This is a genomic window from Streptomyces cyaneofuscatus (genome assembly GCF_042718795.1).
Lineage (GTDB): Bacteria > Actinomycetota > Actinomycetes > Streptomycetales > Streptomycetaceae > Streptomyces > Streptomyces cyaneofuscatus_A.
The window spans coordinates 217,753-236,253 of the sequence record NZ_JBHXOX010000011.1 but is presented as its reverse complement, the minus strand read 5'-3'; the positions used below and the strand labels follow the sequence as shown (position 1 = coordinate 236,253).

General features: G+C 72.0%; 14 protein-coding genes. 9 read left to right on the top strand and 5 right to left on the bottom strand.

The features are described from left to right. Window positions 1-21: 21 nt before the first annotated feature. From ACFWRT_RS15520 to eccB, 4 genes are all read right to left on the bottom strand, one after another. Window positions 22-1,701 (bottom strand): hypothetical protein, encoded by a 1,680-nt coding sequence (locus tag ACFWRT_RS15520; RefSeq protein ID WP_380951817.1) that lies wholly within the window; start codon window positions 1,699-1,701, stop codon window positions 22-24. Continuing rightward, window positions 1,698-2,144 (bottom strand): hypothetical protein, encoded by a 447-nt coding sequence (locus tag ACFWRT_RS15515; protein WP_380951818.1) that lies wholly within the window; start codon window positions 2,142-2,144, stop codon window positions 1,698-1,700. Before ACFWRT_RS15515 ends, ACFWRT_RS15520 begins: the two co-directional genes overlap by 4 nt. Window positions 2,145-2,293: 149 nt before the next feature. Then, window positions 2,294-3,559: a type VII secretion-associated serine protease mycosin gene (gene mycP / locus ACFWRT_RS15510; RefSeq protein ID WP_380951819.1), complete on the bottom strand. Its 1,266-nt coding sequence runs from the start codon at window positions 3,557-3,559 to the stop codon at window positions 2,294-2,296. 14 nt (window positions 3,560-3,573) lie between these two features. Next, window positions 3,574-5,100 carry a type VII secretion protein EccB gene (gene eccB, locus ACFWRT_RS15505; protein ID WP_380951820.1) on the bottom strand — a complete coding sequence of 509 codons (1,527 nt, stop codon included), beginning with the start codon at window positions 5,098-5,100 and terminating at the stop codon, window positions 3,574-3,576. 183 nt (window positions 5,101-5,283) lie between these two features. Between eccB and eccE the strand changes: the two genes are divergently transcribed. From eccE to ACFWRT_RS15460, 9 genes are all read left to right on the top strand, one after another. Then, window positions 5,284-6,621 carry a type VII secretion protein EccE gene (gene eccE / locus ACFWRT_RS15500; protein ID WP_380951821.1) on the top strand — a complete coding sequence of 446 codons (1,338 nt, stop codon included), beginning with the start codon at window positions 5,284-5,286 and terminating at the stop codon, window positions 6,619-6,621. A 41-nt stretch (window positions 6,622-6,662) separates the two neighbouring features. Further along, window positions 6,663-7,373, top strand: a complete 711-nt coding sequence (locus tag ACFWRT_RS15495; protein WP_380951822.1) for a hypothetical protein — start codon at window positions 6,663-6,665, stop codon at window positions 7,371-7,373. A gap of 97 nt (window positions 7,374-7,470) precedes the next feature. Beyond that, entirely contained in the window at window positions 7,471-7,704 is a 234-nt protein-coding gene (locus ACFWRT_RS15490; protein ID WP_015611831.1) for a DUF397 domain-containing protein, read from the top strand. A 238-nt stretch (window positions 7,705-7,942) separates the two neighbouring features. Then, window positions 7,943-11,170, top strand: a complete 3,228-nt coding sequence (locus tag ACFWRT_RS15485) for an SCO5717 family growth-regulating ATPase (protein ID WP_380951823.1) — start codon at window positions 7,943-7,945, stop codon at window positions 11,168-11,170. A 196-nt stretch (window positions 11,171-11,366) separates the two neighbouring features. After that, the gene (locus tag ACFWRT_RS15480) at window positions 11,367-13,244 is read left to right on the top strand and encodes an ABC transporter substrate-binding protein (protein WP_380951824.1); all 1,878 of its coding nucleotides are present in this window, start codon (window positions 11,367-11,369) and stop codon (window positions 13,242-13,244) included. Window positions 13,245-13,247: 3 nt separating this feature from the next. Further along, window positions 13,248-14,339: an ABC transporter permease gene (locus tag ACFWRT_RS15475; protein WP_380951825.1), complete on the top strand. Its 1,092-nt coding sequence runs from the start codon at window positions 13,248-13,250 to the stop codon at window positions 14,337-14,339. Further along, window positions 14,336-15,265 carry an ABC transporter permease gene (locus ACFWRT_RS15470; RefSeq protein ID WP_380951826.1) on the top strand — a complete coding sequence of 310 codons (930 nt, stop codon included), beginning with the start codon at window positions 14,336-14,338 and terminating at the stop codon, window positions 15,263-15,265. Before ACFWRT_RS15475 ends, ACFWRT_RS15470 begins: the two co-directional genes overlap by 4 nt. Further along, a complete protein-coding gene (locus ACFWRT_RS15465) occupies window positions 15,262-16,314 on the top strand; it encodes an ABC transporter ATP-binding protein (protein ID WP_380951827.1) in 1,053 nt (350 codons plus the stop codon). Before ACFWRT_RS15470 ends, ACFWRT_RS15465 begins: the two co-directional genes overlap by 4 nt. Beyond that, window positions 16,311-17,345, top strand: coding sequence for an oligopeptide/dipeptide ABC transporter ATP-binding protein (locus ACFWRT_RS15460; protein WP_380951829.1), 1,035 nt, complete (start codon window positions 16,311-16,313; stop codon window positions 17,343-17,345). Before ACFWRT_RS15465 ends, ACFWRT_RS15460 begins: the two co-directional genes overlap by 4 nt. Here the strand turns inward: ACFWRT_RS15460 and ACFWRT_RS15455 are convergent. Beyond that, window positions 17,333-18,454, bottom strand: a complete 1,122-nt coding sequence (locus ACFWRT_RS15455) for an XdhC family protein (protein WP_380951830.1) — start codon at window positions 18,452-18,454, stop codon at window positions 17,333-17,335. The genes ACFWRT_RS15460 and ACFWRT_RS15455 overlap by 13 nt on opposite strands. Window positions 18,455-18,501 lie beyond the last annotated feature (47 nt).

Sequence of the window (18,501 nt, the reverse complement as noted above, 5' to 3'; positions counted from 1 at the left end):
ACTTCCGAACCTTCCCTGGGGCTACTGCTCGACCACTGGGGGCACGGCTCCGCTCCGTCGCGCCGCCCATGTTTCTTCGTCTTCCGTCAGGTAGTCCGGACGGGTCGATCCGGTGTTCTCCTCGTCCTTCCGGTCGTCCTTCCGCCGGCCGGCAGGGCCACGGACCAGGCCTGCGCCGCCAGCGGTGAAGCCCTTGGATCCAGAGCCAGACGTGCCTCGGGCAGCTCCAACCACTCCGCTGGCACCCGAGACAGGCGCGCCACGCTGGCCGGAGCGCGGCGCACTGCCACTCGCGCCGGGGCCGCCGATCACCGTTCCTCGCGGCACTCCGCGAGCCCCGCCAACGCCGGACGCCGCAGAGGTGGCCCGCTGCGGAGTGCCGCCCACAATGCCGTTGCCCTGCCCCGCACGAGAGCCGCCCGGTGCCGCTGTGCCGCCGTGTGCGGCGATGGGTCGGCCGCCCGTCACGCCGGACTGACCGGCCGTGGGCAGCTGGGCACCCCCGCCGGAACGCCCCGTGGCTGATGGCCCACCGGCCATCGGACTCGGGCGGCCTACAGGTGCGCCGGTGCCGACCCTAGCGGTGGCGCTCGCCCCAGTGGCAGATGCCTTGCCCAGGCCTGCTCCGGCCTGGGTCGCGGACCGAGGGACAGCCGGTGAACCCGCGGCTCGCGAGAAGCCCCCCGGCACCGGGGTACCGACGCGGGGCACCATTGGCGGAGTCGCTGTGGTGACCGGTGCCGAGCCGCCGGTGGCCGACGGGGTAGGAGCCGTGCCCGTGGTCACAGTAGGGGCGGTCGGGGTCGCAACACTGTTGATCTCGGTAGATGTGCTCTTGTCCAGCACGGGCGTCGATCCGAGGACTGCTCCCGGCACACGATCGCTGGCTGAGGACACTGCGCCGGATTCTCCTGAGACTGCGCGCACTGGAATGACAGGTGCCGCGCTGCTACCCGAAAGATCACCACCACGTGCTGATGAAGGGCTTTCGGTCCGATACTCCGATCCCCCATCCGGCTTGGGCATGTCGACACCCAGCCGCTGATCGAACCGAGGTGGTTCCTGCCCCGCCAGAACCTCCTCCGACACCGCGTAGTACGACGCCAGCCGGTTGATCTGGTTGATGGCCTCCTGGCGGTTCTTCTCCACCGTGAGAGCGGCCGCGTACTGCGGGTTCGTCTCGGTCCGGGCCGGGAACAGGATGTCGTCCACGTCCGTCTGGATCATCCGGCGGTCGCGGGGCGGCATGGAACTGCGTACCGATGCCAGGCCGGTGCCGGCCACCGTGATCTGGGTGCCTGCCGCGTCGGCGAAGTCGCCGAGCTTCGTGGCGTGGGTCACCAGGCCCTTGCCCCACTTGCGGAAGGCCTCGCCGGAGTCGCCCTGCCAGTCGACGCCGTCGATGTGGTCGCCGAGCTCCTTCGCCGCACTCCGGATCGCGTCCCTGGCCTTCCAGAGCGCCTCGCCCGCGTTCTCCAGGTCGGCCGGGTTGGCGTTCTCCACCAGGTCGATGATGGCGTTGAGATCGTGTCCCTCGAACGAGGTACGGCCTGCTCTGCCGCCGCCTCCGAAAGGAAAGAGGCTCAGGACCTCCCGGCCCAACTCCGTCATATCGGTGACGACGAGCTGGGTCGTGACGCGGCCCTCGTCCTGCTTCTGCTGTTCGGCAGGGGTCAGTTCCGGCTGATTCTCGTCGCTCACTTCGTCTCCCACCCGTCGCCGAGGTCTTCGCGGTTGTCGGCCTCGGGATTGGCGGCCTTCGCGCGCTCCCGGTCCATCCGTGTCTGGATCTCGTGGAAGCGTCGCCGCGTCTCGTCGTCCACGTTGTCGAAGCCGACCGCCGCCGCGTGCACGCCCAGGCTCAGGTACTCGATCTGGTCGCCCAGCGACTTGGAGAGCGAGATCAGGGACTCGTGAACGCGGTTGTACTGGGTGTAGAGGCCGTCCGCCTCGGCGAAGCGGGCGTTCGGGCCGCTCAAGGAGGCGCGCGACACCTTCTGGGCCGCCACCTTCGACTTGCCCGCGGCCGAGCCCTCCAGGTCGGCGAGCAGGGCGTCCACCCGCTTCTTGAATGTCTCCAGCGCGCCTACTCCGCGCCTGAGGTCACCTGGACCGGTCCCCATGCCGTCCTCCCCGTTGTGCATCCCCGTTTGCTCGGATCGTTCCGCGTTGCTATCGCATCGATGCGATCCGAGCCCATCTCATCCGGCAACTCTAGTCACTGCCTGGCGCCGGGCCAATTGGGTTGGCGGCCACGTGACTTGTCTCATTCCTCCGCCGAGGTTCTCCTCCGTCAGCCGCCGCCCGCGAGCCGCCTCTTGCGGCGTCTCGTGTCCCGTACGGCCACTGCCGCACCGGCGATCGCCGCCACCAGGACGCCGCCGCCCACGACGACGTACGTCGCGAGGCGGGCGTTGCGTTCGTCGGCCGTTTCGCCCAACTGGAGCTGGGCCGTGGTCGGTGCTTCGCCTTTGCTCATGCCCTCGCTGGCGACCGGGCGCTCGATGGGCTTGTCGTCCTCGGTGAGGGCGCGTACCGGGTCGATGACGCCCCAGCCCACGTGGCGGTCGTGGCCCGCCACCGAGCGCTCCGCGGTCTGCTGCATCTGGGCCACGATCTGTCGCGGCGTCCAGCGGGGGTGCTTCGCCTTGATCAGTGCGGCGACTCCGGCGACGTACGGGGCGGAGAAGCTGGTGCCGTTGTCGGCGCAGTGGCCGCCGCCGGGGACGGTGGAGATCATGTCCACGCCGGGGGCGGCGATGCCGACGAACGGGCCGCCCTGGGAGAAGTACGCGCGTTCGTTGTTCCGGTCCGAGGAGGCGACGGCGAGGACGCCCTCGTAGGAGGCGGGGTAGGTCAGTTTTGCTTTTCCGTCCATGCCGTCGTTGCCCGCCGAGGCGATGACCACGATGTTCTTGGCCAGGGCATGGTCGACGGCCTCCTTCAGGCGCGGTGTCGGCGCGACGGCGTCGGCGGTGTCCTGGGAGATGTTGATGATGTGGGCGCCCGCCTCGTCGGCGGCGTAGCGGATGGCCCGGGCGAGGGTGTCCGCCGTTCCGTTGCCGTCGGCGTCGTTCTGCTGGATCGGGATGATCGTTGCGTCCGGGGCGAGGCCGGCGAAGCCCGTGCCCTTCGCCTCGCGTGCGGCGATGATGCCGGCCACCTTGGTGCCGTGGCCCACCGTGTCCGTGGTGCCGTTCTCCTTGCCGCGTTCGATCTCCCGGCCGTCCTCGGTCTTGAGCTTCTTCGGCAGGAGGTTCTTGCCCGCCTTGACGTCCACGGCGGGGGTCAGCTGGGGGTTCTTCACGTCGACGCCGGTGTCGATGACCGCCACGCGTACCCCCTTTCCGGTGGACTGCTTCCACAACTCGTCCATGAGGACGCGCTGCAACGACCAGGGGCGGCCCGGGTACTTCTTCCCGCCGAACGTGCACTGGGTCGTGCCGTCCGCGGCCGCCTGCGGGGCCGGCAGGGCGACGAGGAGGAAGCCGGTGGCCGCCGCTGCCGTCAGCAGGCGCCTGGCCGGGGAAGGCGGAGACAAAGGGGTGGGGCGCGTCATCGGCCTACCGTCCCTCACGAACCCTGCGGCTGGCTCGCCGCGCCCGTCGAGAGCCTCGGGCCCGTCGGCAGGAACGTGGACCAGGCGGCCGGTACGGGGGTGGGGTCGACGTCCTTGTAGCCGAGGAGGTTCTGGGCCTGCTGGGCCTCCTGTCGGCGTGCCTCCCGCTCCTTCTCCGAGCCGGACGCGCCGATGCCGGAGTCGTCCTGCCCGCTGTCGCTGTTGGACTGCATCGCGTAGCGCAGTCCGGTGTCGGTGACCAGGAAGAGGAAGCCGACATCGGTCTTGGAGCCCTGGAACTGGCGGAAGAACTCGCCGGATCCGGGGGTGACGTAGGCGCTGGAGGATCCGGTGGGGAGCGTCGCCGGGAAGCTCGTACCCACCCAGGTGGAGAGGGTGGTGGCGCCGTTGTCGGCGTCGACGTCGCGCAGGACGTTGCACACGGTGTTCCGGCTTCCCTTCGTGACATCGGGGGAGTTGACGGCCTTCGCCTCGTGGACCGGCCAGTCCAGCTCCGCGCCGAAGGCCCGGCCGGGCGAGAACGCCGAGGCGCCCACCGGCTTCACCCGCCCGGCCTGGCCGAGCTTGTCCAGATCCCGGCTGCTGAGCAGGAGCTTGGCGATGAAGTCCGAGACCGGGGCGACCCTGCCGGGGAGGACGACGTACTGCTGGGTCCTGGTTCCGGCGGTGGCGGCCAGCACCATGCCGACCTTGTCCGTGTCGTCGTCCAGCGTGCCCGGGACGTTCGCGGGGACGCCGGGGACGCCGTCCAGGGTCGGGAAGGTGATCCGGTCGCCCTGGTGCAGCGTCGCCAGCCACGCGGCGGAGACCCGCTGGGGCTTGGCGCCCGGGTCGACCAGGGTGCGCAGCAGCAGTTCGTCGGCGGGGACCGGGTACGCCTTGCCTGTGGCGTCCACGAGGTAGCGGGTCCGGTCGGGCCCCTCGACGTACATCACCTCGCCGCCGCGCAGCTTCGCCGTGCCCTCGGTCTTCTTCTCCTCGCGCTCGGCGAGGACGAAGGCGGCCTTCTGGATGGCCCGGCCGCCCTCTCCGGGCTGTTCGCAGACCGCCCAGCGCTTGGCGGATCCGGCGTCCTTGGGGTCGGGCAGCCGGTCGGGGGCGTACGGGATGCCGAGCGTCGCGCCGTGCGGGATCGTGCCGTTGTCCAGCACCGATTCGTCGACGTTGACGACCTTGCCCTTGTCCTGGGCGAGCAGGAGCTTGGCCGAGGACATGTTCAGGACGGGGTGGAGCTGCTTCTTGCCGCCGGTCGTCAACACCACGTAGCGGGTGGTGGACTTGCTGGCGATGATGACGTTCTCGTTGGGGGCGTCCCAGTTCTTGGGGGCCACCGGCTTGAACATCCCCCAGGCGCCGAAGACGGCGAGGATGACGACGCCGATGATCGCCCCGGGGACGACCGCGCGCAGGGGGCGCGGCGCGCCTTCCTCCGAGCCGGTCGGGTTGGGTTGCAGGAACTGTGCGATCAACCTCCGCTTCGCAAAGGTGTAGGCGTTGAGCTCATCCCGCCGTGATGCCATGTTCCGGTGCCCCTTCTCCCCGATGGTCGACCAGGGTGCCACACGCACCGTCGACCCCTGGTGTCGCACCGGGCCCCTACTATGCCCCCAGGGGCTCGGCCCCCACTGCTCAGGTAGGGTGACCAACCGGTCAACACCCGTACGTGAAACGGCGAATACGGGACACGAGGGGGCAACGCGGCAATGGGTGCAGCTACGCGCGAGCGTACCGGGCGGTCCGGCCGCCGGGCGTCCGGTCCTTCCCGTCGGCAACGCAGCAACGAGCCGCCCGCCACGACCCCCGCCACCACGTCGAACGCCCCTGCCGCCACCACCCTGCGCGCCACCGCGCGGACCGGCCGGGTCCGGCCGCTGCGGCGGCAACTGGTGATCATCGAGGTGGCGCTCGCGGTGGCCGTGGTGGGTGCGGCGCTCGGCGGTGCCTGGCTGGTGCCCGCCGGTGTGCTCGTCGTGCTGCTGGTGCTGCTCGCGGTGGTACGCCGCCGGGGCCGCGCACTCCAGGACTGGCTGGCCGGCGCCCTCCTGCTCAGGGCCCGGCGGCGGAAGGCGGCGCCGGGCGGCGACACGGAGCCGATGCTGGCCCCGGTCGCGGAGAACGTGCCCGGCTTCGGCCCCCACATCTACGTCGACCGGGACCACCGCACGGTGGGCATGCTCGGCGACGGCACGTTCCTGACCGCCGCGGTGCGGGTGGAGGCGAGCGGTGAGGCGCTGCGGCCCGCGTTCGGCGCCCGCTCGCTCCCGCTGTCGCTGCTCGGGGACGCCCTCCGGGTCGACGACATCGTGCTGGAGTCGGCGCAGTTGGTGCAGCAGGTACGGGCCGCTCCGGCCCCGCATCTGCCGCAGCAGTCGGGGGCCCGCCTGTCGTACGGGCCGCTCCAGGACAAGACCGGGGCGCCCGCCCTGCGGATGACCTGGGTGGCGGTGAAGCTGGACCCGGAGCTGTGCCGGGAGGCCATCGAGGCGCGTGGCGGCGGGATCGAGGGGGCCCAGCGTTGCCTGGTGCGGGTCGCGGACCATGTGGCGAGCCGGATCACGGGGGCCGGGTTCCGGGCCGTGGTACTGGACCAGGACGAGCTGAACTCGGCCGTCGCCACGTCCGCCTGCGCCAACCCCCTGCTCTCGGGGCGCGCCGGGCGCGCGGACGCCGCACCGCAGCGGCGCACCATGGAGACCTCGCGGGTCTGGCGGTGCGACGACCGGTGGCACACGACGTATGCCGTCGACCGGTGGCCCGAGTTGGGCCGGGGCGCGACGCCGCTCCCCCAACTGGTCGCGCTGCTGACGTCGGTCCCCGCGTACGCCACGACCTTCAGCCTGACGGTGCGGCGCGGTGAGCGGCAGGGCGAGACGAGCGTCAGCGGCCATGTCCGGGTGACCGGCGGGTCGGACACCGAACTCGTCGGCGTACGAAGGACGTTGGAGCAGGCCGCCCGGCACGCGAAGGTGGGTCTGGCGCGGCTGGACCGCGAACAGCTGCCCGGTGTGCTGGCGACGCTCCCCCTCGGAGGGACCCAGTGAGAAGCGGATCGCGGAGAGGCGGAGCGGCAGTGGCGCGTGGGGTGACGGAGCGGACCGGGGCCAGGCGCGGACTGCTCGGCCCCCGCCACGCGGGCCACACCGTGCCCACCGACCACCTCGGCGCCCTGTCGCTCCCGGTCGGCGACGACGGCGTGATCATCGGCAACGACGCGGAGGGGCGCCCGCAGCTGATCGGGTTCCACCGCCCGGTCCCGTACGACGTCACGTTGATCGGCGGCCTGTGGACGGCGCAGGTGCTGGCGCTGCGCGCCGCCGGCACAGGTGCGCGGGTGGCGGTCGAGACCGGCCGGGTGCAGGCCTGGACCACGCTGGCACAGGCGGCGGGCGCCGGTCTTGAGTGCGTCTCCCTGTACGACGTGGGGCGGGTCCCGCCCACGGGTGCCACGGTCGGCAGCCCCGTGGTGGTCATCCGCGACTGCGGTATGCGGCCGCCCCGCGGCCGGGTGGTCTCCTCCCCCTGGCAGTCCGTGCTGACGTTGCTCCCCTATCTCAGCCCCGTGGCGCCCCGGTTGATGCGCTCCTCGGCGCTCGTGGGCATCCAGCGGGTCTCGCCCGACGAGGCCCAGCAGATCGGCCGGATCCTGGGGCTCGCACCGGCCGAGAGCGAGGCACTGCCGACGCTGGCGGACGGGGTGACGCTCTGGGTGGCGGGCCGCGACCACCACTGGGTGATGACGAGCGCGACCGACGCGGAGACGGGTCTGCTCGGTACAGCTCGCCGGATGGACTGATTCCTCTCCCGTTCGCCCCCCATGTGCCCCTCCCGCCAGGGAGCATGGACCACGCAATGACACACGGTTCGACAGTTCGATCGGAAGGGACGCCGGTATGGGCACCCAGCAGGAAAAGGACGAGCTCTACGCTCTCGACATCTCGGGCGTGGAGTGGCTGAGCGCGCCCGGCACCGAGGACGTCGAGGAGCGGGTCGAGATCGCGCATCTGCCCGGGGGCGCGGTCGCCATGCGCTCCTCCCTGGACCCGGACACCGTCCTGCGGTACACGGAGGCGGAGTGGCGGGCGTTCGTCCTGGGTGCCCGCGACGGTGAGTTCGACCTCAAGTAGACGACGCAGGCGGTACGAGGGTGGCGGCCGGGCCCGGCCGCCACCCTCGCCGTTCTTTGCCGGGCGATACGGCCTGCCGGAGTTCGCCCCATGGCGATTAGGGTGGGTGGGGCGCGGCAGAAACCTGCGAGCGGGTTGTGCGCGTCGCAAGGGGGAGAGCCGGGCGTACCGGGCCCGATGAGACCGGTCGCCCCCACCCACCACGGCACAAGGGTGCTCGACCACACCAGGAGGCACAGTGAACAGCGATCGGGACGAGATCCGCGGCGGATGGAACACGCCCGTCGACGAGTCGTCCGACGCGGATCCCGCCGAGATGACGGGTGAGTTCACCATCGACTACACCCCTCCCGCCTGGTACACGCAGAACGCGGCGGGGGACTCGTCGGGAGGCGCGGGCTCACACCTGGCGCCGCCTCCGCCGCCGTACGGGGCGCCGGTGTCCGTGCCGGAGCAGCCGTCCCAGAGCGGGTTCGACCCCAACTGGGCTCCCGCTCCCCCGGCACCGCCCGCCCACGCGGACGCCCCTGTCGAGCCGGCCGCCCCTGTCGAGCCGGCCGCCCCGCAGGCGCCTGCTCCGGTTGCCGATCCGGTCGGGCCCGTCGTTCCCGGTGTGCCGGCCGTTCCCGGTGTGCCGGCCGTTCCGGCCGCTTCCGCCTCCGCCGATGCCTCCGGTGACCCGGGGCCGTTCGGGGGCGGCGATGTGGAGAGCGGCGCCACGATGCGGTTCTCCCCGGCCGCCCTCAAGCGGGAGATCGCCGAGCGCGAGGCGGCGGCTTCCGCCTCGGAGACGGAGGCGGGGACGGGGACGGACTCCGGCCTGTCCGGTACGGAGCCGGGTTCGGCTTCCTCCCGTACGGAGTCGAGCTCCACGGACGGCGACGGTACGGACGCGGGTTCCGCCGCCGAAGGCCACGGCTCGGGCCCGGACAAGGACACGGACACGGAGACGAATGGCGGATCGGACGCATCGGCCACCGCTGATGCCCCGAAGCCCGCGGACTCCGCCACCGCTGCGGACCCGGCCGACACGGACGACCACGCGGACGCCGGTGCGGACGGTGACCGCTCCCCCGCCGCAGAGGCAGGCCCTCGGGCCGACGCCGTACCGCAGGACGCCGCTCCCCACGACGCCCCGCCCGCGACCCCGCCCGGACCGCAGGCCTCCGCCGCGCCGGTCCCGTGGTCCGCGCCCGCCGAGGGCGGCGCACTGCCGCCGCTGCCGCCCGCCTTCCAGCCGGCGGCTCCGCAACCCAGCACCCCGCAGCCCGCGGCACAGTGGCCCGCCCCCGTGCCGCCCCACGAGGCCCCCGGCGGTTACGGCTTCCCGCACGCGGCCCAGCCGCCGCAGGCACCTCAGCAGCCTCACGCGCCGCAGCAGCCCCAGCAGTTCCCCGGCCAGGGCCCCCAGGGCGCGCCCCTGCCGCCCCAGGCCCCCCAGGGCGCGGGCGGCTACGGCTTCCCTCAACAGCAGCCGCACCAGCAATTGCCCCCGCAGGGCGCCCAAGGCGGCTACGGCTTCCCGCAGGCACCTCCGCCCCAGGCGCCCAACCCACCCCAGCAGCCCGCTCCCTTCCCCGCCCAGGCCACCCCCAACCTGCCCGCGCCCGCCACCCCGGCCACCCCCCAGCAGCCGCAGCCGTACCCCCAGCAGGGTCAACAGCACGGTCAGCAGCACGGCCAGCCCCAGCCGCCCCACGCCCTGCAGCAGGGACACCAGCCGGGCCAGCAGACGGGACAGCAGCAAGGCCAGCAGCCGGGCCACCAAGGCAGCCCCGACCAGCCCGTCGACCCCCGTGCCGGCGGCGCCTGGCCCACCCCGGTCACCCACGACCAGCGCGAGCGTTCCGTACCGGGCGCGCCCCTCGGGTACACGGCGGCCGTCGAGCTCTCCTCCGACCGGCTCGTCCGGGGCAAGCAGAAGGCGAAGAGTAGCCGCAACCCCTCCGCCGCCTCCCGGTTCAAGCTGGGCGGCAAGAAGGAGGAGGCCGAGCGGCTGCGCAAGCTGGAGCTGATCCGTACGCCGGTGCTCTCCTGCTACCGCATCGCCGTCATCAGCCTCAAGGGCGGCGTCGGCAAGACCACCACCACGACCGCGCTGGGCTCGACCCTGGCCACCGAGCGGCAGGACAAGATCCTCGCCATTGACGCCAACCCGGACGCCGGCACGCTCGGGCGCCGGGTGCGGCGCGAGACCGGGGCCACGATCCGCGACCTGGTCCAGGCGATCCCGTACCTCAACTCGTACATGGACATCCGGCGGTTCACCTCCCAGGCCCCCTCCGGTCTGGAGATCATCGCCAACGACGTGGACCCGGCCGTCTCCACCGCGTTCAACGACGAGGACTACCGGCGCGCGATCGACGTGCTCGGCAAGCAGTACCCGATCATCCTCACCGACTCGGGCACCGGCCTCCTCTACAGCGCCATGCGCGGCGTGCTGGACCTGGCCGATCAGCTGATCATCATCTCCACGCCCTCGGTCGACGGCGCCTCCAGCGCCTCCACCACGCTGGACTGGCTCTCGGCGCACGGGTACGCGGACCTGGTGCAGCGCTCGCTCACCGTCATCTCGGGGGTCCGCGAGACCGGCAAGATGATCAAGGTCGACGACATCGTGCAGCACTTCGAGACGCGCTGCCGGGGTGTCGTGGTCGTCCCGTTCGACGAACACCTGGCGGCGGGTGCCGAGGTGGACCTCGACATGATGCGTCCGAAGACGCGTGAGGCGTACTTCAACCTCTCCGCCCTGGTCGCGGAGGACTTCTCGCGCGCCCAGCAGCAGCAGGGGCTGTGGACGGCGGGCGGCCAGAACCCACCCCCGCAGTACGCCCCGCCGATGCCGGGCCAGCAGGGCTACCCGGCGCAGGGCCAGCCGATGCCGGGTCAGCCGTTCCCCGGCCAGCAGCAAGGCCACCAGGCCCAGCAAGGCCAGCAGGGTCAGCACCCCCACGCCCCGCACCAGCCCCACGCCCCACAACAGCACCAGCAGCCCTACCCGCAGCACCAGCAGCCGGTCGGCCCCGGCGGCCAGCAGCCGTACGCCCCCCAGCAGCCCGCCCCCGGCCAGCCCTACCAGCCGCAGCCACAGCCGTACCCCGTCCAGCAGGGACAGCCCGGCCAGCCGGTCCCGGGCCAGCACCCCTACCCCGGACAGCAGCCCCCGCCGCCGTACGGGGGATATCAGCCGAGCGCTCCCCAGCCCCCGCAGCAGCCCTACCCCCCGCAGCCGGGCCCGGCCGGACAGCAGAACGGCTGGCAGCAGTCGCTCCCGCCGCAGGGCCGGCCGGGTGGACCGCAGGCCCAGTCGGGTGGACCGGCCCCCGCCGCACCGCCGCAGGGTCAGCCGGGCGGTCAGCCGGGTGGTCAGGACAACCCGGCAGGCCAGCCCGATCTGCAGGGTCCGGTGGATCCGGCCGGGTGGCAGCAGAGGCCTCCGCAGCCGCCGCAGGCCCCTCACCAGTAAGGCGTTAGAGGTCTACACCAATGAGGGCTCGCACCGCTCGCGCGGTGCGGGCCCTCATCGCTGTTTTCCCAGCCCACACGCGGTTTGACGGACCGTTGACGAGCCTCGCGACCGCTGATAAACCTTCGCTTCACCAACTGGCGAACCAGAGATCAACCCGCCTTCTCAAGCGAGTGATGACGCGAGGTCCCCGTCCATGGTCACAAGAGTTTCCTCCCGCACCCCCCGGCCCGGCAGGCGCCTACGCACCCTGCTGGCCTCGGGCGCGGCCGCCCTGGCCCTCACCGCCGGGGCCGTCGTCCCGGGCAATCCGCTCGCGCCCGCGCCCTCCGAGGCCCGCGCCGACGACGGGAGGACGACGCTCACGGTCGCCGTCGCGCAGAGCGTCGACTCGCTGAGCCCGTTCCTCGCCCAGCGGCTGCTGAGCACCAGCATCCACCGGCTCATGTACGACTACCTGACCAATTACGACGCCAAGGACAACAAGGCGATCCCGGGACTGGCCACGGCCTGGGAGCCGTCGGCGGACAAGCTGACGTGGACGTACACGATCCGGTCGGACTCGCAGTGGTCCGACGGGCAGCAGGCCACCGCCGAGGACGCGGCCTGGACGTTCAACAAGATGATGACCGACGAGGGCGCGGCCACCTCCAACGGCAGCTTCGTCGGCAACTTCGAGAAGGTGACCGCGCCGAGCAAGGACAAGCTGGTCATCCAGCTCAAGGAGCCGCAGGCCACGATGGCCGCGCTGGACGTCCCGATCGTGCCCCGGCACGTCTGGGAGAAGGTCGACGACTTCGCCAAGTTCAACAACGACAAGGACTTCCCCGTCGTGGGGAACGGCCCGTTCATCCTGACGGACTACAAGGTCGACAGCTTCGTGAAGCTCAAGGCCAACAAGGACTTCTGGCGCGGCTCGCCCAAGTTCGACGAGCTGGTCTTCCGCTACTACAAGGACCAGGACGCGGCCGTCGCCGCCCTGCGCAAGGGCGAGGTCTCCTTCGTCGCGGGCAGCCCCAGCCTGACTCCCGCTCAGTCCGCCTCGCTGGAGAACGCCCCGGACATCAAGGTGAACGACGCCCCGGGCCGGCGCTTCTTCGCGCTCGCCGTCAACCCCGGAGCCCGTACCAAGGACGGGAAGAAGTTCGGCGACGGCCACCCGGCGCTGCTGGACCAGAAGGTACGGCACGCCCTGTTCATGGCGGTCGACCGGAAGACGATCATCGACAAGGTCTTCCAGGGCCACGCCGTCGAGGGCGAGGGGTACATCCCGCCGCGCTTCTCCGACTACTTCTGGAAGCCGTCGGACAGCCAGAAGCTCGCCTACGACCCGGCGAAGGCCGCCGCTCTGCTGGACGAGGCCGGGTACGAGAAGAACAGCGCGGGCAAGCGCGTCGGCAAGGACGGCAAGCCGCTGGACTTCCGTATCCTCTGCCACGCCACCGACCCCAACGACAAGGCGATCGGCAAGTACCTCCAGGAGTGGTGGGGCGAGCAGGGCATCGGGCTGAAGGTCGACTGCCTCGACAACGTCTCCGACCCCTGGTACGCGGGTGAGTACGACCTCGCCTTCGACGGCTGGTCCGTCAACCCGGACCCCGACTTCGTCCTTTCCATCCACACCTGCGCCGCGCTGCCGTCCAAGGCGAAGGAGTCGGCCGCGACCGACAACTTCATCTGCGACAAGCAGTACGACGAGCTCTACAAGAAGCAACTGGCGGAGTACGACCCCGCCAAGCGGGCGGATCTTGTGCGGCAACTGGAGTCGCGGCTGTACGACACCGGGTACATGAACGTCATGGCGTACCCGAATGCCGTCGAGGCCTACCGCACCGACCACATCGAGTCCATCACCACCATGCCGTCGGCCGCGGGCAACATCTACGGCCAGGACGGCTACTGGAGCTGGTGGTCGGCGGTCCCTGCCGCAGGGGCCTCCTCGACGTCCTCCTCCGACTCCGGTGGGTCCTCCACCGGGGTGCTCGTCGGGGTCGGGATCGCCGTCGTCGTCCTCGCCGGTGGCGGACTGCTGTTCGCCATGCGTCGCCGCTCCACCGCGGAAGACCGTGAATAGTCCATGAGCTCAGAATCCACTCCCGCGCTGGTCAAAGGCGCGGCAGGCGTGGAGAGCACCGCATCCGGCGGCCCGGCTCCGGCCAGGCCGTCGGCCCGCTCCCCGCGCTCCCGCTCGACGGCCGCCTACCTCCGCTACGCGGCGGGCAAGCTGGCCGGGGCGGCCGTCTCCCTCTTCGCCGTCCTCGTCACCAGCTTCTTCCTCTTCCGGCTGATCCCGGGCGACCCGGTCAAGCAGATGACCGGCGGCCGCCAGGTGTCGACCGAACAGATCGCGGCGATGCGCCGCGAGTTCGGACTCGACCTCCCGCTCTGGCAGCAGTTCACCCAGTACTGCGGCAAGGCCCTGACCGGCGACTTCGGTACGTCGTACCAGTTCCGGGCCCCTGTCATCGACAAGATCGCCGAGGCGCTGCCCGCGACGCTCCTGCTCACCGGCACGGCGTTCGTCATCTACACGCTGCTCGGCATCTGGCTGGGCGCCCGCTCCGCCTGGCGCAACGGCTCCGCCGGGGACCGGACCAACACCGCGTTCGCGCTGACGCTGTACTCGGTGCCGTCCTTCTGGCTCGGTCTGCTTCTCATCATCACGCTGTCGGTCGGTATCGGCCCGATCCCGGGGCTCTTCCCGACCGGCGGCATGGAGTCCGGCTCCACCACCGGTTTCGACCGCGTCCTCGACATCGCGCACCACATGGTGCTGCCCGTCATCACGCTCGTCGCGGTGGAGTACGCGCGCACGCTGCTGGTGATGCGCTCCTCGCTGCTGGACGAGATGGGCAGCGACTACCTCACGACCGCCCGCGCCAAGGGCCTGCGCGACGATCTCGTACGAAGGAAGCACGCCGTGCCGAACGCGATGCTGCCGACGGTGACGCTGCTCTTCGTCAACCTCGGTACGACGGTGGCCGGGGCGATCCTCGTGGAGACGGTCTTCTCCTGGCCGGGCCTCGGCGGCCTCTTCTACCAGGCACTGAGCGTGCCCGACCTGCCGTTGGTGCAGGCGCTGTTCTTCGTCTTCGCCTCCGCGGTGATCCTGATGAACACGCTCGCCGATGTGATCTATCCGCTGCTCGATCCCCGGGTGGGCCGATGACTGTCACGACCGACAAACCCGAAGGTGTACGGACGGAGGGCCCGCGCGCCCTCGCGCGGGCCCGGCGACGGCAGGCGGCCCTCCGCTTCTGGCGCCAGTACCGCACGCACCGCGCCGGTCTCGTCGGCCTCGCCGTGCTGGCGGTGATCGCCCTGCTCGCGCTGACCGCGCCCCTGCTGGTGGGAGCCGACTCGCTGAGCGTGACCAACGCGCCGGGCGGCCCGTTGGAAACGCCGAGCGACGAATTCCCGCTCGGCACCGACCAGTTCGGGCGCAGCCTGCTCGCCCTGATGCTCTGGGGCACCCGCGTCTCCCTCACCGTCGGCCTGCTGGCCGCCTTCCTCTCCGTGGCGATCGGCACGCTGATCGGGATCACGGCGGGCCACTTCAAGGGCTGGTACGCCACCGTCGTCATGCGGGTCACCGACTGGTTCCTGGTGATGCCGACCCTGGTTCTGGCCATCGCCCTGGCCACGGTCCTCTCCCGTTCGATCTGGACGACGATCCTGGCGATCGGGGTGACGACCTGGCCGACCACCGCCCGCCTGGTCCGGGCGCAGACGCTCTCCGTCGAGTCCCGCCCGTACATCGAACGCTCGCGGGCGCTCGGCGGCGGACACGGCCACATCATGTCCCGCCACGTCCTGCCGAACGTCATGCCGCTGGTGCTCGCCCAGACCACGCTGGTGATCTCCACCGCCATCCTCACCGAAGCGACCCTCGCCTTCCTCGGGCTCAGCGATCCGACGATCGTCTCCTGGGGCGGGCTGCTCCAGGACGCCCGCGAGGCCGGCGCGGTCAGCTCCGGCAACTGGTGGTACCTCGCCCCGCCCGGACTCGCCATCGCCGTGGTCGCGCTCGCCTTCACCCTCTGCGGCCGCGCCATCGAGTCCGTGCTCAACCCCAAGCTGGGGGTGTCCCGTTGACGGCAACAACCACCACCACGAACCCTGACCCGTCCGCCTCGCCCGACCTCTCGAAGCCCGTCGGTGACCCACCGCTCCTGGAGGTGCGGAACCTGACGGTGACGTACGGAGGCACCGTCCCCGCCGTACGGGGCGTCGATCTCCGGGTCGAGGCCGGGCAGAAGCTCGGCATCGCCGGGGAGTCCGGCTGCGGCAAGTCCACGCTGGCCCTCGCCCTGCTGCGGCTCCTGCCCGCATCGGCGAAGCTCACCGGCGAGATCCTCCTCGACGGCGAGGACATCCTCACCATGAAGTGGGGGCGGCTGCGGGCGGTCCGCTGGGCGGGCGCGTCGATCGTCTTCCAGGGCGCGATGCACTCGCTCAACGCGGTCCACCGGGTCGGGGACCAGATCGCCGAACCGATTCTGCTGCACAGCAAGGCCACCCCGGCCGCCGCCCGCAAGCGCGCCGGTGAACTGCTGGAACAGGTGGGCCTGCCCGCCGCCCGCGCTCTGGCCTACCCGCACGAGCTGTCCGGCGGTCAGCGCCAGCGCGTGATGATCGCGATGGCGCTGGCCTGCGACCCGCGCCTGATCGTCGCGGACGAGCCGACGACGGCCCTGGACGTGATGATCCAGGCCCAGATCCTGCGCCTGATCGAGCAGTTGGTGGCCGACCAGGACGTGGGGCTCATCATGATCAGCCACGACCTGGCGGTGCTCGCCGACACCTGCGACCGGCTCTCGGTGATGTACGCGGGCCGGGTCGTCGAGGAGGGCCCGGCCCGGGAGGTCTACGCGGAGGCCCGCCACCCGTACGGCAAGGCGCTCTCCGCCGCCTTCCCGAAGATCGGGGACCTCACCTCCCGGCGCGCCCCACGCGGCCTGCCGGGCGACCCGCCGGACCCGGCGGCGCTGCCGGGCGGCTGTACGTTCCACCCGCGCTGCCCGGTGGCGCTGGACTCCTGCGCCACCGAGGACCAGGAGCTGCGGGAGGCCGGGGGCGAACGGCGGGCGGCCTGCGTGCTGGTGGACGCGCCCGCTTCGGACCGATCGAGGAGCACCTCATGAGCACGGCCCCCCTCGTCAGCACCACCCCCCACCTCCCCCTCCTCAGCGCCGAGGCTCTGAAGATCACCTTCCCGGGCCGGCGCGGGGCCGCCACCGCCCACGCGGTGGACGGCGTCGACCTCGACATCCGGCCCGGCGAGATCGTCGCGCTGGTCGGAGAGTCGGGATGCGGCAAGACGACGCTCGCCCGCTCCCTGCTCGGCCTGGTCCCGCCCACCGCCGGCCGGGTCACCTTCGCGGGTGCCCCGCTGGACTACGCGGGCCGGGCACTGAAGGCGTACCGGAAACGCGTGCAACTGGTGCTCCAGGACCCCAGCGGCTCGCTCAACCCCCGGCACACGGTGTACGACGCGGTGGCCGAGGGCCTGCGCATCCACGGGTACGCCGGGGACGAGCGGGCGGCCGTCTCGGAGGCCCTCTCCCGGGCCGGCCTGCGCCCCCCGGAGCGGTTCTTCCTCCGCTACCCGCACGAGCTGTCGGGCGGCCAGCGCCAGCGCGTGGTGATCGCGGGGGCGCTGGTGCTGGAGCCGGAGCTGATCGTGGCCGACGAGCCGGTGGCCTCGCTGGACGCCTCGGTACGGGGCGAGATCCTGGCCCTCCTGCTGCGCCTCCGCGACGAACTGGGCCTCTCGGCACTCGTCGTCACCCATGACCTGGGGCTCGCCTGGAACATCGCGGACCGGGTGGCGGTCATGTACCTCGGCCGGATCGTCGAGACGGGCCCGGTCGAGCAGCTCCTCACGGCGCCGCAACACCCGTACACCCGGGCCTTGTTGTCCGTCCTCCCGGAGGCGGAGGGCGAACCGGTCGTCCTGACCGGCGAGCCCCCGGACCCCTCGAAGGTCCCCTCCGGCTGCCGCTTCCACGTCCGCTGCCAGGTCCTCGCCTCGGGCGAGGCGGAGCGGGCGGGGGTGGCGGAGGCATGCCGCACGGTGGATCTGCCGGTGCTGAACGGCGGGGCGGAGACCCAGGTGGCGTGCCACTGGGCGGCGGCGTGCGGCGCTGACACCGCTCGTGATCAATACAGCTGAGGCGTGACGCCGTGGTGGATGGCCCCCGTCAGTTCGCCGAGCGGGCGCCCCGTCCCGCCCCAGCGGTGCTGGATGATCTCGGCGGCGATGGAGACCGCCGTCTCCTCCGGCGTACGGGCTCCGAGGTCGAGGCCCACGGGTGAGGCGAGGCGGGCGAGTGCCGCCTCGTCCACCCCGGCCTCGCGCAGCCGGGCCAGCCGGTCGTGGTGGGTGCGGCGGCTGCCCATGACCCCGATGTACGCGGCCGGTGTGCGCAACGCGGCGACCAGCAGCGGCACATCGAACTTCGGGTCGTGGGTGAGGACGCAGATCACCGTACGGGCGTCGACCTCGGTCGCCGCCAGATAGTCGTGCGGCCAGGCGCGGACCACCTCGTCGGCCGTGGGGAAGCGTTCCCGGGTGGCGAAGGCGGGGCGGGCGTCGCAGACGGTGACCCGGTAGCCGAGGAACGAGCCGATGCGGGCGGTGGCCGCCGCGTGGTCGATGGCGCCGAAGACGAGCATGCGGGGCGGCGGGGTGTGGGACCGGACGAAGACCGCGACCTCCGCCATCCGGCGCTGGCCGTGCGCCCCGTACCACTGGATGCCGGTGAGGCCCTGTTCCAGCAGCCCGCGGGCGTCGTCCGTGACGGCCGCGTCCAGCCCCTCCGTACCGAGCGTGCCGTTTACGTCGGTGGCGCGGACGACCAGGCGGGCGCCGGTCCCGGCCGCGCCGCCGGACAGGACCGTGGCCTCCGCGACCGGCACGTCGGCGGCGATCAGGTCCAGCAGCGCCGCGAGACCGGCCAGCTCGGCTTCCGACACGTACGCGCGCACCAGCACCTCGATGGTCCCGCCGCACGTCAGCCCGATGCCGAACGCCTCGTCGTCGCTGATCCCGTACGACACCACGCGCGGCCCCGCCCCGGCGAGCACCTCGCGGGCCACCTCGTACAGATCGCCCTCGACGCAGCCCCCCGAGACGCTGCCAAGGACCGCGCCCGCCGCGTCGACGGCCATGACGGCGCCCGGGTCGCGGGGCGCGCTGCCGTGCACGGCGACGACGGTCGCCAGGGCGAGGGGGACGCCGTCGGCGCACCGGGCACGGAGGTCGGGCAGGATATCGCGCACCCTGTCAGCATCCGTCGTCCCCGGGCGGGACGCACGCCCCCGGCGTA

Excerpts from the sequence above, each read along its gene's own strand:
- ACFWRT_RS15515 (WP_380951818.1), bottom strand. The coding sequence starts at position 2,144 with ATGCACAACGGGGAGGACGGCATGGGGACCGGTCCAGGTGACCTCAGG.
- mycP (WP_380951819.1), bottom strand. The coding sequence starts at position 3,559 with ATGACGCGCCCCACCCCTTTGTCTCCGCCTTCCCCGGCCAGGCGCCTG.
- eccB (WP_380951820.1), bottom strand. The coding sequence starts at position 5,100 with ATGGCATCACGGCGGGATGAGCTCAACGCCTACACCTTTGCGAAGCGG.
- eccE (WP_380951821.1), top strand. The coding sequence starts at position 5,284 with ATGGGTGCAGCTACGCGCGAGCGTACCGGGCGGTCCGGCCGCCGGGCG.
- ACFWRT_RS15490 (WP_015611831.1), top strand. The coding sequence starts at position 7,471 with ATGGGCACCCAGCAGGAAAAGGACGAGCTCTACGCTCTCGACATCTCG.
- ACFWRT_RS15480 (WP_380951824.1), top strand. The coding sequence starts at position 11,367 with ATGGTCACAAGAGTTTCCTCCCGCACCCCCCGGCCCGGCAGGCGCCTA.
- ACFWRT_RS15475 (WP_380951825.1), top strand. The coding sequence starts at position 13,248 with ATGAGCTCAGAATCCACTCCCGCGCTGGTCAAAGGCGCGGCAGGCGTG.
- ACFWRT_RS15470 (WP_380951826.1), top strand. The coding sequence starts at position 14,336 with ATGACTGTCACGACCGACAAACCCGAAGGTGTACGGACGGAGGGCCCG.
- ACFWRT_RS15460 (WP_380951829.1), top strand. The coding sequence starts at position 16,311 with ATGAGCACGGCCCCCCTCGTCAGCACCACCCCCCACCTCCCCCTCCTC.